This window comes from Corynebacterium sp. NML 120412, from assembly GCF_002285155.1.
GTDB lineage: Bacteria > Actinomycetota > Actinomycetes > Mycobacteriales > Mycobacteriaceae > Corynebacterium > Corynebacterium gottingense.
Genome location: NZ_NSGL01000001.1, coordinates 953,747 through 968,848, shown reverse-complemented (window position 1 = coordinate 968,848; position 15,102 = coordinate 953,747). Strand labels below are relative to the sequence as shown.

Below are 15,102 nucleotides of genomic sequence, written 5' to 3'. Positions count from 1 at the left end.
TCACAACTATAAGTGTATTAAAGAAAGCGGAGAGGGGGTTATACACACCTAGATGTGTATAAGCAAAAACGCCCCCCACCCCCACCGTGCTCTCCACGGTGATCGCAGCCAAACACCCCGGCAGCGCGGGGAGATCCTGGGGGAGGGACACAGCGCCAAGGAAGACCGGGGAAAGCAGCAGCCCGCCCACCGACGCGGGCACGACGGCGGTGACCGTCCCATGTCGGGCCCCCACCGCCGACCCCAGCGGGCCCGAGCACGCGGACCCGCAGACCGCGGAGGAGCGGCTGTCGGCCCAGCTCGACGAGCTCGTGGCCCGCGCCGCGGAACTCAACGCGTCTACCGACCGCCCCGCAGGCCTCGCCGACGCGGTGGCGGACCTGGGCGAGCCCGAGCGATACAGCGAGGAAGGCCTGCGCCGCTTGCAGGACCTGGCGGCTAAGCTCCGCTCCCTGCGCACCAACAGCCTGGGCAAACGCCTGCCTGACCTGTTCGCGGACATCATCGACGTCTTTGGCATCCGCACCGAGGTCCTGGCCCGCCAGGGGATGGGCAACACCGCAGGCACCGTCCACCTGGACAGTCTGCTCTCCGCGGTCGCCGCCTACCCCGGCACCAGCGTGGAGGGGCTGCTGGACTATTTCGCGCTCGCCCGCGAGCACGAGGACGGCCTGGCACCCGGCAACGTGCCGACACACACGGACCGGGTGCAGATCCTCACAGCGCACAAGGCGAAAGGACTGGAGTGGGACACCGTCGCCGTCCTGCACGCAGACGCCAACACGTACGCGGCCAAGGCGGAGACATTCCTCACCTGGGTCCAGCGCGTGCCCGACGCGTCGTTTGGCAACCCCGAATACCTGCCGGACTTCGGTGAGGTGGAAAACCGCACCCAGTTTGAAAAGGCCGCCGACGCCTGGCTCAAGCTCGTCCGCGCGGGCCTGGCGGAAGAATCGGCGCGCCTGTTCTACGTCGCCGTGACCCGCGCGGAGCGCAAGCTCCTCATCACCGGATCGCGCCGCAAACCCGACGTGCGCCGCGACGCGAAGCCCTACGAGCACTTCGCCCCGCTGCGCCAGCTGGTCCCCGAGACGGTCGAGTGGGCCGATGCAGCCGAGGCCGAGGAAACGCCCGCCGAGGACGCCCCGGCGCTTGTCGACGCCCCCGCCACCGGCACCTGGCCCGCCTACCAGCTCGCCCCGGGGGAGGTGGAGGCCGCGGGGTGGGTGCGTGGCGTCGAGAAGCTGCCCGAGCTCGCGGAGGGCGAACTCTTCTCGCTGTGGGAACGCGACGTCACCGCGCTCATCGAGGAACACGAACGGGCGAAGTCCCCGGACACGCTGGTGGTCATGCCCGCGGAGCTGACGGCCTCGGACGTCGTCGCGCTCAGGGCGGACGAGGAGCAGTTCGCGCGCCGGGCGCGCCGGCCGGTCCCGTTCAAGCCGAATACCTACGCCAAGCGCGGCACCGCGTTCCACGAATGGCTGGAAGAGTTCTACGGGCAGCGCCCGCTGCTCACGGAGGATGAGCTGCCCGGCGGCGACGAGGCGGAGGTGGACACCGCGACGCTGCGCCGACTCAAGGACTCCTTCGAGCGCAGCGAGTGGGCCGCCCGGACCCCGGCCCACGTGGAATACCCGTTTGAGCTGGCCCTGGGCACCTCCGTGGTGCGCGGCCGGATGGACGCCGTGTTCCGGGACGCGGGCGGCGCAGGGTGGGTCGTCGTGGACTGGAAGACCGGCGAGAAGCCGAAGCCGGCGCAGATGGAGGCAGCGAAACTGCAGTTGGCCGTCTACCAAGAAGCGTGGCGCAGGATCGCGGGCGATGGCGCCCCGGTGCGCGCGGTGTTCTTCTACGTGCGCACCGGCGAGACCTTCGCACCCGAGCACCTGCCGGGCGCGGACGAGCTGGAACAGCTCCTCGACGTTGACGGTGATAATGTTTCGGATTCGGAGACAATTCCGTCCACCGACCCTGCCGTACCTGCGGCGGAGCGATAGAGCAGAAGGGAGCCCGATTCGATGCAGCTTCGCTACCCCTTTGCCTGGCGCGACCGGGTCCGCGACGACGAGGAGCGCGACGACATCCCGGTCCATACGCTCCTGGACGTCATCAATATTCCGACCGCGGAGCGCACGACGCCGTGGGTGCTCATTGCCCGCCGCTTTGGCTACGCGGCCGTGTTGGTCGTGGCCATGGCGCTCATCGTGTACCTGGACTCGAACGGCTACTCGGAGCCGCTGACGTTTGTGGACGCCCTGTATTACTCGGCCGTGTCGCTGTCCACCACCGGCTACGGCGACATCACGCCGGTGACGCAGGGGGCGCGGCTGGTCAACATCTTCGTGGTCACCCCGGCCCGCGTCGCCTTCCTGATGCTCCTGGTCGGCACGACCCTGTCCGTGCTTACGGAGGACTCCCGTAAGACACTCCAAATTCAGCAGTGGAGGAGAACTGTGCGTAATCACACCATCGTCGTTGGCTACGGCACGAAGGGGCGCTCCGCAGTGGACGCCCTGCTCGCCGGGGACACCGCGCCCACCAGCATCGTTGTCATCGACTCGGACCCGGTCACGCTGGGCCAGGCGGAGAAACGCGGCCTGGTCACCGTCCACGGCGACGCCACCAAGTCCGGCGTGCTGCGCGTCGCCGGCATCACCCGCGCCCGCTCCGTCGTGGTTGCGCCGAGCTCGGACGACACCGCGGTCCTGGTCACGCTGTCCGTGCGCGAGCTCGCCCCCAGCGCCATGATCGTGGCCAGCGCCCGCGAGAGCGAAAACCAGCACCTGCTCATGCAGTCCGGTGCGGACTCCGTGGTGGTGTCCGCGGAAACGACGGGCCGCCTGCTGGGCCTCGCAACCGTCACCCCGCCGGTGGTGGAGATGATGGAAGACCTGCTCAGCCCCGACGAGGGCTTCGCCGTGGCGGAGCGCCCCATCGCCGACGACGAGGTCGGCTCCAACCCGCGCCACCTCGCCGACATCGTGCTCGGCGTCGTCCGCTCCGGAGAGCTCTACCGCATGGACGTGCCCGAGGCGGAAACCGTCGAGCCCGGCGACCGCCTGCTCTACGTGCGCATGACCCAGCCGCAGGAGTCGCCCGAGGCACAGAAGCCGTCGGAGTAGCGCGCCCGTGCTGTTGCTTATCGACGCCACCTCGCACCTCCCCCTCACCGCCGAGGGAGCACCGCTCCTGTTCACGGAGCTTCCGGCGGGGATCGAGGTGACCACCCGGGTGCAGATCACGCCCGAGGTCACCGCCGCGCGGCTGCGCTCCGCCAGCGCCGCCGACCTCGCCCCGCGCACCGGCCACGCGCGCAGCCATGCGGACAACTACCTCGTCTCCCGGGCCGTCGGCCTGCTGGCTGCGCGGGAGCGTTACGCCTTCGACCCGACGGACGGCTCGCCGCTGACCTGGGGCGAGTCCGGGATCGTCGCCCGCGGCGCGTCCGGCACGCCGATCTTCCCGCGGATCGACCCGTGCGTGATCGGGGTCGTCGAGCACGCCGCCGGCGACCGCATCCTGCTGGGGGAAAACCGCCGCCGCCCGGGGTTCTTCACCTGCATCGCCGGCTACATGGACGTGGGCGAGAGCGCGGAGGACGCGTTCGCGCGCGAGGTCATGGAGGAGACGGGGCGGCGGGTCACCGACATCGCGTATGTTGGGTCGCAGCCGTGGGCACTGTCGGGCTCGCTGATGCTGGGCTTCCGCGCCCGCACCGCAGACGAGACCCAGGTGGGGGATACAGATGGAGAGCTCAGCCAGATCATCTGGGCGACGCGCGAGGACCTGGGCGGGCTCACGCTCGCGCCCGAAGGCAGCATCGCCCGGCAGCTGATCGAGCGCTGGGCCGCAGGCGAGATCTAAGAGGGAAGGACAAAGGACACACCGATGGCAGTGGACTTGAGTTTGTTGGATGAGGACCAGCGCGTGGCAGCCACCGCTCCGCGTGGCCCGGTGTGCATCCTCGCGGGCGCCGGCACGGGCAAGACGCGCACCATCACGTACCGCATTGCCAACCTGGTGGACCAGGGGATCGTGGCGCCCACGAAGGTGTTGGCGGTGACGTTCACGCAACGCGCCGCGGGCGAGATGCGCGACCGCCTGCGCACCATGGGGGTGGGCGGGGTGCAGGCCCGCACCTTCCACGCTGCGGCGCGCCGTCAGCTGCAGTACTTCTGGCCCCAGATCGCCGGTGACCTGCCGTGGAAGCTGCTGGACAACAAGTTCCCGCTCGTTGGCCGCGCGGCGCGCTCCGCCGGGCTGGACTCCGGCAAGGAAATGGTGCGCGACCTCCTCGGCGAGATCGAGTGGGCGAAGTCCAGCGTCATCGGCCCGGACGACTACGCCGAGCGCGTCGCGGGGACGAAGCGCACCCCGCCCGCGGACGCGGCGAAGGTGGCCCAGGTCTACCGCGCCTACGAGGAGTCGAAGACGTCGCCGGACGGCATGCTGCTCGACTTTGATGACCTCTTGCTGCACGTCGCGGGCGCGCTGGAGAACGCGCCCGCGGTGGCGGAGGAGTTCCGCGCCCAGTATCAGTCCTTCGTGGTGGATGAGTACCAGGACGTCACGCCGCTGCAGCAGCGCGTCCTGGAGGGGTGGCTGGGCCAGCGCGACGACCTCACCGTCGTCGGCGACGCCAACCAGACCATTTACTCGTTTACCGGCGCGACCCCGGAATACTTGTTGAACTTTTCGCGGACGTACGAGCACGCGACCGTCGTGAAGCTGCAACGCGACTACCGCTCGACCCCGGAGATTACGGACCTGGCCAACACCGTGATTGGCAAGGCGAAGGGGCGCGAGGCGGGCACCCGGCTCGAGCTGCAGGGCATGCGCGAGCACGGCCCGCAGCCCACGTTCACCGCGTACGATGACGAGCCGACCGAGGCGCGCGAGGTAGCCATCCAGATCAGGGAGCTTCTCGACGCCGGCGTGCCCGCCCGAGAAATCGCCGTCCTCTACCGCATCAACGCGCAATCGGCGGCGTTCGAAGCGGCGCTGGCGGACGCGGGCATCATGTACCAGGTCCGCGGCGGGGAGGGCTTCTTCCAGCGCGGCGAGATCCGCGAGGCGATCCGCGCGCTCGTTGCTGCATCGCGTCGCGGCGACCTGCCGGATGACCCAGTGGCGGTGGCCCGCGCCGCCCTCGGCCCGCTGGGGCTGACGCCGACCGAGCCGGAGGGCGCGAAGGCGCGCGAACGCTGGCAGACCCTCGGCGCGCTGGTGGACCTCATTGAGGAGATCGTGCGCAGCCGCGAGGCGGAGACCCTGCCGGAGGTGCTGATGTCGCTGCGCCGCCGCGCGGACGCGAAGCAGCCGCCGTCGGTGGACGGCGTCACACTAGCCAGCCTGCACGCCGCGAAGGGCCTGGAGTGGGACGCGGTGTTCCTGGTCGGTCTGGTGGAGAATACGCTGCCGATCTCGCACGCGATCAAAGCGGGCGATGACCAGGTTGAAGAGGAGCGCCGCCTGTTCTACGTCGGCGTGACGCGCGCCCGCGAGCACCTGCGCCTGTCCTGGTCCTTCGCCAGGCAGGAGGGCGGGCGCAAGTCGCGCAGCCGCTCGCGCTTTCTCGACGGCATCGCCCCCGAGCTGGAGGTGGAGAAGGCCCCCGAGCGGCTAAAGCGCAACCGCCGCTGCCGCGTGTGCAACAACCTGCTGTTCACCCCCGCGGAGAAGACGCTGGGACGCCACGAGGACTGCGAGCCCAGCTACGACGAAGCCGTCTTCGGCGCCCTCAAGCGCTGGCGTAGGGAGCAGGCGCGCGAGGCCGGCAAGCCCGCCTACATCGTGTTCACGGACGCCACGCTGCTTTCCATCGCGGAGGCCATGCCCGCCGACGAGCACGAGCTCCTCGGCATCTCCGGCGTCGGCCCCGCCAAGATTGAGCAGTACGGCCAGGGCGTGCTGGACACGCTCGCGGAGTTCCGGTGACGCGCGTGAGCGAGCAGCCCTACCGCGTCATCCGCTCGGCCCGCCGCACCCGGTCTGTGCAGGCACGCCTGGTCGGCGGCGTCGTGGAGATCCGAATCCCCGCGCGGTTCTCGCAGGCGCAAGAGGACCAGGCGGTGGAGGAGATGCTCGCGCGCGTCGCGAAGAAGACGCAGGCGAGCGCGCTCAACGACGCCACCCTCACCGCCCGCGCCACGCATCTGAACCGAGAGGTGCTTGACGGCCGCGCCCGCGTCGGCTCCATCCGCTGGGTGGACAACCAGCAGACGCGCTGGGGGTCGTGCACCACGACCACCGGCGACATCCGGATCAGCTCCCGGCTCAAGGGCGTCCCGGACTACGTGCTCGACGCCGTGATCGTCCACGAGCTGGTGCACACGTTTATCCCCGGGCACTCCGCCGAGTTCTGGGAGTGGGCGGACCGGGCGCCGCGGGCGGAGCGGGCGAAGGGCTACTTGGAGGCCTACCAGCGCTTCGGGTGAGCGCTACTCGCCGCAGCCGTGGACTTCCTTGCCCGCGGCGAAGTTGTCCATGGCGGTGACGGCGTCTTGCAGCGAGCCCACGCTCGCCACGGTCATGTCGCCGGGGTCGACGGTGCGGACCGCGTCGCAGTTGCCCTCCGGGGCGAGGAACAGCTCGACGTGCTGGTCGCGCGCTGCGGCGAGCTTGTGCTGGATCCCGCCGATCGGGCCGACCTCGCCGTCTTCCGCGATGGTGCCGGTGCCGGCGACGAACTTGCCGTGGTTGAGCTCGCCGGGGCTCAGTTTGTCTATCACGGCCAGCGAGAAGATCATACCGGCGCTTGGGCCGCCGACGTCGTTGAGGTTGTAGTTGACCGTCACGTCGCCGCCGGGCTCCGAGGTCATGAGGATGCCCACCATCGGGGTGCCCTTGTCTTCGGGGCTCTCGCCGAGGCGGACGCGGACGTCCATCGGGGCGCGGTCACGCTCGATGCTCACGGTGATCTCGTCGCCGGGGGAGTGGGCGTGAACCTTCTCCTGTACCTCGCTGGGCTCGGTGACGGGGGCACCGTCGATGCGGGTGATCACGTCCTCTGCTTCCAGCACGCCGGACGCGGGGGAATCATCCACTAGGTCGTGGATCAGCACGCGGGTCGGTTTGCCCAGGTAGCGCATGGCGGCCACGGTCGCGTTGCCCTCCGAGGCGGCGAACTCGGCCTGGTTGTATTGGCGCATCTGCTCCTCGTCCACGTCCGGCGGGATGATCTGCTCCACCGGCACGATCGTGTCGTCGGTGCCGATCCACCGGCCGACCGCCTGCGCGAGCGACATGTTGGTGCGCACGGACACGGTGGTCATGTTGAGGCTGCCCGAGACAGGGTCCGTCTCAGTGCCCTCGACGTCAATCACCGGCTCGCCCTCGACCTCGCCGAGGGTGTTGAACATCGGGCCGGGGCCCTCCGCCGCGTACGGCACGGCCAGGGAAATGTTGGTGCCGGGGACGTGGTTGATGGACATCATGACGGCGAGTGCTGCCACGGGGATCGCTCCCCACACCACGGTTGACCACCGCTTGCTGTGAGTGGTTTCCTGCGCGGATGCGTCCGCCTGGGGCTGCGCCCCGTCTTCCTGTTCTTCCACGCAGCGCATCTTAGCGCAGCCGTCATCGCTCACCGTGTTCGCTCTCAGCGTCCCGGTCTGCGCAAAAAGTGCTCGCGCGCAAGAGTCGGCGCTATGTATCGTGGCAGGTATGAATAACGGATTTGGATTTTCCTTTCCCAACAATGATGACGACGAAGACAAGAACAAGCGCGGCGACAACAACGGTGGCGACGCGTCGAACCCCTTCGCCGCCTTCGGGTTTGGTGGCGGACAGCAGGGCGGCGGGTTCGGCGACATGCTGAACCAGTTCGGCCAGATGCTGTCCGGCATGGGCAATTCGTTTAATCAGGCGAGCCAGTCGGGCGACTCGGCCGTGAACTTTGACATGGCGCTGCGCATGGCCCGCCAGCGCGTTGGTGACAAGGCGGCGGTCTCCGCCGGCGATAAGAAGGCGGTGGAGGAGTCGCTTGGGTTGGTCAACCACTGGCTGAGCGAGACGACCACGCTGCCCGCTGCAGATTCGAAGGCGCAGGCCTGGAACGCCGACGATTGGCTGGTTGAGACCATGCCGATGTGGAAGCGCCTGGTAAATCCAGTTGCGGAGCATATGAACCGCGCGCAGTTAGACCAGATGCCCGCTGAGGCCCGCGAGATGATGGGCCCCCTCGCCGGCATGATGAACTCGATGAATTCCATGAACTTCGGCATGAAGCTGGGCCACGCGCTGGGAGATCTGGCGCAGCAGGCGCTCACCGGCACGGACTTCGGCCTGCCGGTCGCGCCCCGCGGCGTGGCGTCGGTGCTGCCCAAGAACGTGACCCGGATTTCCAAGGACCTCTCGGTGCCCGGGCAGGAGGTGCTGGTCTACATCGCGGCGCGAGAGGCCGCGCGCCAGCGTCTGTTCCAGCACGTGCCGTGGCTGGTCGAGCGGATCGTGGCCTCGGTGGAGGAGTACGCCGCGGGCCTGGAGATTGACACCTCCAATATTGACGAGGCCACCCGCAGCCTGAACCTTGAGTCGGGCGACCCGCAGCAGATCCAGGAGGCGCTGCAGAACCTGCAGAACATGGACCTCTCCCCGCGTGTGGTGTCGCGTAACGCTGGGGCAACCTCGCGGTTGGAGACGCTGCTCGCGCTGGTGGAAGGCTGGGTCGACGTGGTCGTCGACGCGTCGCTGGCGGAGCGCATCCCGTCTGCTGCCCAGCTCGCGGAGGCGTGGGCGCGCCGACGCGCCACCGGTGGATCCGCAGAGCAGGCCTTTGCCAGCATCGTCGGCATTGAGCTCGGCGCCCCGAAGGTCCGCGAGGCAGCGGAGCTGTGGCGCCGCGTGGACAATGCCGTGGGCGTCGAGCGCCGCGATCAAGTCTGGAACCACCCGGACTTCCTGCCGGACGCGGAGCACTTGGACAACCCGGCAGCGTTCATTGACACGCTGCTGGACGACACCACGGACGCGGACTTCGACGCCGAGTTCAGCAAGCTCGAGGAGGAGCTGCGCAACAACCCGAAGCTCAAGCGCGAGGACGGCGACGGGAAGGACGACGGCAGCGAGGATGGCACCGAGCTGTAGCTAGCTGCGCTCGGTGCTCGTGGTCGCCGCCCCCGTCGTTTCTGTCGTCTCCGTCGTCTCTGCCGACGGGGTAGCAGCGCCGCTAGCCAGGCCCAGCTTCTCGATGCGTTCGCGCGGATCCTCCTGCTCAGAGGACACCAGCTGCTGCATCACTTGGCCGCGCTGATTGTCCACCACCGTGATGATCGCGGAGGTGCCCAGCGTGGACCAGCCGACGATGCGCTCGCCGTCATCTTCCACGATCCGCGAGGACCGCAGCTCCGTGAGCAGCTGCGTCGTCGACGCCGCCTTCGCCTCTGAATCGAAGAATTGGAACTGTCCGATCTCCGCGCCGGAGCAGTCGTAGGAGCCGCTCACCCCGGTCGCCGAGCACGTATCCAGCTGCGCGAACAGCGACTCCGGCGCCAGCCCCGCGAAGGATTCGGTCACTTCCTGCACCGTCTTGTCTTTCGCAGAGGTGCTTGTCGACGCCCGCGTGCCCGATTCTTTCGACGTGCTCGACGCTGAACTTTCAGTGCTCCCAGTGCTTTCCGCCGTGGAACTCGTCGCGCTGCTGGACGGCGCCTCGCTCTGCGCCGTCTCGGTCTCTTCCGGTGCCGGTGCTGCTGTAGTGCTCGTCTCGTCGTCCCCGTTCCCGCACGCGGTCAGTGCGAGCGAGGCGGCGAGGAGAGCGGGGACAAGAGTGCGGCGGTGCGTCACGGGTAGGCTCCTTATTTCCTGTGCGTATGGGTAACGATAGTACGTGAGCGCTCGACCTAGGTCAGCTCGTCGGGGTCCTGCGCGAGGCTGTAGCGCAGCGCGGCGATCACGTTCGGGGCGACGTTGGGCCCGCCGCGCAGCTCGATCTCGTCCTGGGCAAACATGCCACGTTCCTCCAGTTCTTCCTCAGTAAGCCGCATCTGCAGGAGAGTCTGCTCGATGTCGTCGTCGCGCAGCACGCCGGAGAAGAGGCGCGCGGGGCGCGGCTGGGCGTCCGGCCCGGCGGAAGTGTCGCGGAAGATGATTTCCTGGGCGAGGACGACGCCCTCGACCTGCTCGGGCCAGGCGACGCGCGCGACGTAGTCGGCCAGCTCATCGCTACCGGGGCGGATGTGCTCCGGAAGCTCCTGCACAACCAGGGTGAGGGGGGAGTGGTCGGCGTCGTCGGTGAGTTGAGACAGCTCGTCGATAAGCAACTGCGAGGGGACCAGCGCAAAGAGTGAGGGCGGTGCGTCCCAGCCCTCCGCGTGGACGAACTCCACAGCTTCCGTCATGGCTTTGTTCAGGGCCTGCTGTGAGCTGAAGTGACGCTGCACGGGAACCTTTCTGGCTGTCGAATCGTTGAAACTTTAAGCTAGAAGCTTAATACGCACGTAAAGACTATTTCGAAGGAGCAGGATTGGCTACCCGCGTCAACCAGCCTCAACCCAACGCGAAAAAGTCGAACCGTACGCTGCTGACGGCGGTCATCGTCGTTGGCGCAATTTTTACCCTCGTGCCCATGCTGGTCGGTCTGTACACCGACTTCCTGTGGTTCGGGGAACTCGACTTCCGCGGTGTGTTTAACCGGGTGATTATTGCCCGCATTGTTTTGTTCGTCATTTTTGCGCTGATTGGCGGCGGTGTCGCGTACGCGGCGGCCCTGCTGGCCTGGCGGGGGAGACCGGCGGGTGCGCCCACGGCGGATCCGTTCTCGCCGTCCGCGCAGTACCGCGAGACGATTCAGCAGGGCATTCGTTCCCTGCTCTTCGTCGTGCCGCTGGTCGTCGCCGTCCTGTCGGGCCTGGCGGGGCAGCGCATGTGGCGAACGTTCCTGCTGTGGTTCAACGGCTCCGATTTCGGAGTGGCCGACCCGCAGTACGGCAAGGACCTCGGCTTTTACGCGTTCGCGCTGCCGGGGCTTTCCGCCATCGTGGGCACGCTGAGCATGCTGCTTATCGTCGCGTTCCTCATCGCCCTCGTTGCGCACTACCTGCTGGGCGGGATCCGCATTGGCAACCGTGCGTCGGGGCAGCGCGGCTTCGTCTCCAAGGCGGCGCGCGTGCAGCTGGCGTTTACTGCCGGTCTGTGGATGCTGCTTAAGGCCGTGAGCTACTGGCTGGAGCGCTACTTCCTGCTCTACGGGCAAAACGACATTTTCACGGGCGCGTCCTATACCTCTATTAACGCGATGCTGCCTGCCAAGATGATCCTCACCGTTATCGCGGTCATCGTCGCCGCGGCGTTCTTCGCGTCGGTGGTGTACAAGGACTTCCGCATCCCGGTGCTGGCCACCGTGCTGATGCTGGTGTCCTCGCTGGTGATTGGCAACGTCTGGCCGGCCCTGCTTGAGCAGTTCTCGGTGAAGCCGAACCGCCAGGCCAAGGAGCGCGAGTACATCGGCCGCAACATCGAGTCCACCCGTTTCGCCTATGGGCTGACGGATGACACGGTGACGTACGAGGATAACTGGGGCTCGGACAACGTCTCCAACAACGAGGTCGCGGACGATTGGTCCACCATCAGCAACATCCGCCTGCTGGACCCGGACGTGCTCTCGCCCACGTTCACCCAGAACCAGCAGCTGCGCAACTTCTACGGCTTCCCGGACCAGCTGGCCATGGACCGCTACCAGGTCGACGGGGAGATGCGCGACTTTGTCGTCGCTGCGCGCGAGATGGATCCGAACGCCCTGCGCGAGAACCAGCGCGACTGGATCAACCGCCACACGGTGTACACGCACGGCAACGGGTTCGTGGCCGCGCAGGCGAACACCGTGGACGAGGCAGCGCAGGACGCCGGCTCGACCCGCGGTGGTCTGCCCATCTTTACGGTCTCGGACCTGCAGTCCAACGCGAAGGCGGCGGAGAAGAAGGACGCCGAGGAGCTGGGCATCCGCGTTGACGAGCCCCGCATTTACTACGGCCCCGTGATCTCCAGCGCCGAGGATGGGCTGGACTACGCGATCGTGGGCGACAACGGGCAGGGCCCGGTGGAGTATGACACGGACAACTCCACCTACACCTACGAGGGTGAGGGCGGCGTGAACATTGGCAACTGGTTCAACCGCGCCGCGTACGCGGTGAAGTACCAGGAGCTGAACATGATCCTGTCGGACCGCGTGGCCGGCAACTCCAAGCTGCTCTACGACCGCGACCCGCGCGAGCGCGTGGAGAAGGTCGCGCCGTGGCTGACCACGGACTCCAAGACCTACCCCGCAGTGATCGACGGGCGAGTGAAGTGGATCGTGGACGGCTACACCACGCTGTCGCAGCTGCCGTACTCCACGAACACGTCGCTGCAGGACACCACGCAGGACGCGTTGAACCCGGACGGGACCACGCAACGCCTGGTGAACAACAACCTGGGCTACATCCGTAACTCGGTGAAGGCGACGGTGGACGCGTACGACGGCTCTGTTGACCTCTACCAGTTTGACGAGGAAGACCCGGTGCTCAAGGCCTGGATGGGTGTCTTCCCGGACACCGTGCACCCGAGCGGCGAGATGAGCGACGACCTGCGTGACCACCTCCGTTACCCGGAGGACCTGTTCAAGGTGCAGCGCGAGCTGCTGGCCCGCTACCACGTGGACGACCCGGGCGTGTTCTTCAACAACGACGCCTTCTGGTCCGTGCCCAACGACCCGACCGCGCCGGAGGGCCGCCAGGAGCTCAACCAGCCGCCGTACTACGTCGTGGCCGCTGACCCGGAGACCAACGAGTCCTCCTTCCAGCTGATCACCCCGTACCGCGGCCTGAACCGCGAGTTCCTGTCGGCGCACATGTCGGTGTCCTCGAACCCGGAGACGTACGGCAAGATCACAGTCCGCGTCCTGCCCACGAACACGCAGACCCAGGGCCCGAAGCAGGCGCAGGACGCGCTGATGTCCTCCGACCAGGTCGCGCGTGACCGCACGCTGTGGGAGGGCTCGAACGACCTGAAGAACGGTAACCTGCTCACCCTGCCGGTGGGCGGCGGCGAGATCCTCTACGTCGAGCCGATCTACTCCCAGCGCAAGGACCAGGAGTCCGCGTTCCCGAAGCTGCTGCGCGTGCTCGTGTTCTACCGCGGCCAGGTGGGCTACGCGCCGACGGTGTCGCAGGCCCTGAAGCAGGTGGGCATTGATTCCCAGGCGGCGCAGGACATCGAGCTTGTCGACGAAGGCGCGTCCGACAACCAGGACGCCGAGGCCCCCGCCGAGCAGCCGCAGGAAGGCGACAGCGAGGCGCCTGCCCCGGGCAACAAGGACGAGGCGATGCAGGGCATCAACGACGCCCTGCGCAACCTCGAGGGCGCCCGCGATGGCTCCTTCGAGGAGTACGGCCGAGCCCTCGACGAGCTGGATCGCGCCGTGGAGGCGTACCAGAGCGCGCAGTAGGCGCTTACCCTAGCGGGTTGCGGACCAGGAGCCGGTCGATCTGCTCACGCAGATCCTCCGGTGCCGGGCGAAGAAAATCGCCGGGCTTCTCCTGGTCCGCTTCTTCGTTCTCGGGGCCCGGCCCGCCCGGATCCACCATGGCCGCCTCCGCGAGGTCGAGCAGCCTGCCCAGGCGTGCCAGGTTGAGTTGGTACGCGCCGTCCAGCGCCGGCTCGTCCACGTCGCGGACCCAGCCGGTCTCTTTGAACAGTGGGATGTGCGTGGCGACGATGTTCGCCCTGGCGAACCCGCCCTTCGCCCCCGGCGGTCCGAGTCGGGTGATGAGTCCGGTGCGGCCGGGGCGGATCGTTCCGTCGAGTTCGAGCGTCGGTTCGTCGGAATCGTCGGCGAGGAAAGCGAAGGTGCCGAGGATGTGCCGCTCCTTTGGTAGGAGCGAGGGGATCTCAACACAGTAAATTGCGGCTCGAAGTAGTTCTCCCAAGGGCGCCTCCTGACGTCGTGTGACTGGATGGAGCGCAATTGTATCGCCCTACCCGGACACGGCACCGGGTCGGTTCGAACTGGTGAACGAATCTGGACGCGGTGGGCGCACGTTGGGTAAGCCGTATGAATTTCACGATTATGGGTGCTGCCCAGGGGATTTGGCCTTTGGCAAAGTGATCAGTATAGTTACTTCACGTTGCCGATACGGCAGCAGGTGAAAAGAAAATATCACCCGACGCGGGGTGGAGCAGCTCGGTAGCTCGCTGGGCTCATAACCCAGAGGTCGTAGGTTCGAATCCTGCCCCCGCTACCAACTTCCAAGCCCCTACCAGGAGAAACACTGGTAGGGGCTTTAGTTATTTCTCTTAAGGCGCACGTCCTGGGACTCAAATCGGGACTTTAGCGATGGCATTTTGTCACTTAAGCCGGTTTGGAAGTGATGGGGTTAAGTGACAATTTTCGATTTTGTGACCTTGGATGACTGTGTCGTTTTGAGGAGTCGTCTGCACGGATTTCAGAAGTCCTCTGTACTATCGCCATCCACTCCGGAGAGGCCGCGGGCGTTCGTCCACTTCATCTGGAACGCGATTCGACAGAGCGCATTCAATACGATGGTCTTTTTCTCCCTGCGAAGGATGGGGGCAGTTTAGGGTGCCAGGGTGTTGACCAGATCGAGGAATTCCTCAGCGTAGGCAATTTGCTTGCGTAGCTTTTCGTAGCGGGTGCGCGTCTCCTCACGAATGTCGGCAAGGGTGGCCTTGGCATTACTCCGTGCCTGCTGTGCGGTATCACTGTCCTGCCCGCCATCTGAACTATGAAGAATCTCCGCAGCTTCCAGGAATTCCCGCATCTGATCCAGAGTAAACCCCAGCGGTTTCATCCGTCGCACCAGCAAAACACGACGTACATCAGCCTCACTATAAAGCCTGAACCCACCAGGGCTACGCCCCGATGGGGTAATCAGGCCGACGTTGTCATAATAACGCAAGGTGGGAATCGACAACCCCGTCTGGTCAACGACCTCGCCGATCTTGAAATTACTGTTTTGCATTGCCTGTTCTCCTTCACGGTGATGTTGCCCACGGGTTCCTGTGCCTGGGTTGGCGGTTGAGTAAAACTCCCGCTACCATGACCACCATCACCAAACCTAAAGTTACTAGAGGGTTGGATTCCTTTCGGGCGTTCGCCCAGTT

The 15,102-nt window shown here is 66.6% G+C and carries 12 protein-coding genes and 1 tRNA gene; 8 read left to right on the top strand and 5 right to left on the bottom strand.

Annotated elements, in window-relative coordinates:
• Positions 1 to 209: 209 nt before the first annotated feature.
• From CKJ84_RS04410 to CKJ84_RS04390, 5 genes are read left to right on the top strand one after another with little or no spacing between them, the layout of a single operon-like run.
• Positions 210 to 2,000 (top strand): PD-(D/E)XK nuclease family protein, encoded by a 1,791-nt coding sequence (locus CKJ84_RS04410; RefSeq protein WP_233125487.1) that lies wholly within the window; start codon positions 210 to 212, stop codon positions 1,998 to 2,000.
• Between the two features lie 21 nt (positions 2,001 to 2,021).
• Positions 2,022 to 3,125: a TrkA family potassium uptake protein gene (locus tag CKJ84_RS04405; protein WP_095546050.1), complete on the top strand. Its 1,104-nt coding sequence runs from the start codon at positions 2,022 to 2,024 to the stop codon at positions 3,123 to 3,125.
• Between the two features lie 7 nt (positions 3,126 to 3,132).
• Positions 3,133 to 3,867: an NAD(+) diphosphatase gene (locus CKJ84_RS04400; RefSeq protein ID WP_233125486.1), complete on the top strand. Its 735-nt coding sequence runs from the start codon at positions 3,133 to 3,135 to the stop codon at positions 3,865 to 3,867.
• Positions 3,868 to 3,891: 24 nt separating this feature from the next.
• Entirely contained in the window at positions 3,892 to 5,940 is a 2,049-nt protein-coding gene (locus tag CKJ84_RS04395; protein ID WP_095546049.1) for an ATP-dependent DNA helicase UvrD2, read from the top strand.
• A 5-nt stretch (positions 5,941 to 5,945) separates the two neighbouring features.
• On the top strand, positions 5,946 to 6,440 hold the full coding sequence (locus CKJ84_RS04390) for a M48 family metallopeptidase (protein WP_095546405.1): 495 nt from the start codon (positions 5,946 to 5,948) through the stop codon (positions 6,438 to 6,440).
• A 3-nt stretch (positions 6,441 to 6,443) separates the two neighbouring features.
• On the opposite strand, the gene CKJ84_RS04385 is transcribed toward CKJ84_RS04390, so the two are convergent.
• Positions 6,444 to 7,559, bottom strand: a complete 1,116-nt coding sequence (locus CKJ84_RS04385) for a PDZ domain-containing protein (RefSeq protein WP_369801154.1) — start codon at positions 7,557 to 7,559, stop codon at positions 6,444 to 6,446.
• A gap of 109 nt (positions 7,560 to 7,668) precedes the next feature.
• Between CKJ84_RS04385 and CKJ84_RS04380 the strand changes: the two genes are divergently transcribed.
• Positions 7,669 to 9,090 (top strand): zinc-dependent metalloprotease, encoded by a 1,422-nt coding sequence (locus tag CKJ84_RS04380; RefSeq protein WP_095546047.1) that lies wholly within the window; start codon positions 7,669 to 7,671, stop codon positions 9,088 to 9,090.
• On the opposite strand, the gene CKJ84_RS04375 is transcribed toward CKJ84_RS04380, so the two are convergent.
• Together CKJ84_RS04375 and CKJ84_RS04370 are read right to left on the bottom strand one after the other, a co-directional pair.
• Positions 9,091 to 9,789 carry a hypothetical protein gene (locus tag CKJ84_RS04375; RefSeq protein ID WP_233125485.1) on the bottom strand — a complete coding sequence of 233 codons (699 nt, stop codon included), beginning with the start codon at positions 9,787 to 9,789 and terminating at the stop codon, positions 9,091 to 9,093.
• 56 nt (positions 9,790 to 9,845) lie between these two features.
• Positions 9,846 to 10,343, bottom strand: coding sequence for a PPA1309 family protein (locus CKJ84_RS04370; RefSeq protein ID WP_095537249.1), 498 nt, complete (start codon positions 10,341 to 10,343; stop codon positions 9,846 to 9,848).
• Between the two features lie 179 nt (positions 10,344 to 10,522).
• Between CKJ84_RS04370 and CKJ84_RS04365 the strand changes: the two genes are divergently transcribed.
• Positions 10,523 to 13,426: a UPF0182 family protein gene (locus tag CKJ84_RS04365; protein ID WP_233125541.1), complete on the top strand. Its 2,904-nt coding sequence runs from the start codon at positions 10,523 to 10,525 to the stop codon at positions 13,424 to 13,426.
• Positions 13,427 to 13,430: 4 nt separating this feature from the next.
• On the opposite strand, the gene CKJ84_RS04360 is transcribed toward CKJ84_RS04365, so the two are convergent.
• Positions 13,431 to 13,907, bottom strand: coding sequence for a hypothetical protein (locus tag CKJ84_RS04360; protein WP_095546044.1), 477 nt, complete (start codon positions 13,905 to 13,907; stop codon positions 13,431 to 13,433).
• Between the two features lie 238 nt (positions 13,908 to 14,145).
• Between CKJ84_RS04360 and CKJ84_RS04355 the strand changes: the two genes are divergently transcribed.
• Positions 14,146 to 14,222 (top strand) — tRNA-Met (locus tag CKJ84_RS04355).
• A gap of 333 nt (positions 14,223 to 14,555) precedes the next feature.
• On the opposite strand, the gene CKJ84_RS04350 is transcribed toward CKJ84_RS04355, so the two are convergent.
• Complete coding sequence (locus tag CKJ84_RS04350; protein WP_005293770.1) at positions 14,556 to 14,960, bottom strand: MerR family transcriptional regulator; 405 nt, start codon at positions 14,958 to 14,960, stop codon at positions 14,556 to 14,558.
• Positions 14,961 to 15,102: the final 142 nt, after the last annotated feature.

Coding starts and splice junctions, on each gene's coding strand:
- CKJ84_RS04395 (WP_095546049.1), top strand. CDS start 3,892: ATGGCAGTGGACTTGAGTTTGTTGGATGAGGACCAGCGCGTGGCAGCC.
- CKJ84_RS04380 (WP_095546047.1), top strand. CDS start 7,669: ATGAATAACGGATTTGGATTTTCCTTTCCCAACAATGATGACGACGAA.
- CKJ84_RS04350 (WP_005293770.1), bottom strand. CDS start 14,960: ATGCAAAACAGTAATTTCAAGATCGGCGAGGTCGTTGACCAGACGGGG.
- CKJ84_RS04370 (WP_095537249.1), bottom strand. CDS start 10,343: ATGACGGAAGCTGTGGAGTTCGTCCACGCGGAGGGCTGGGACGCACCG.
- CKJ84_RS04405 (WP_095546050.1), top strand. CDS start 2,022: ATGCAGCTTCGCTACCCCTTTGCCTGGCGCGACCGGGTCCGCGACGAC.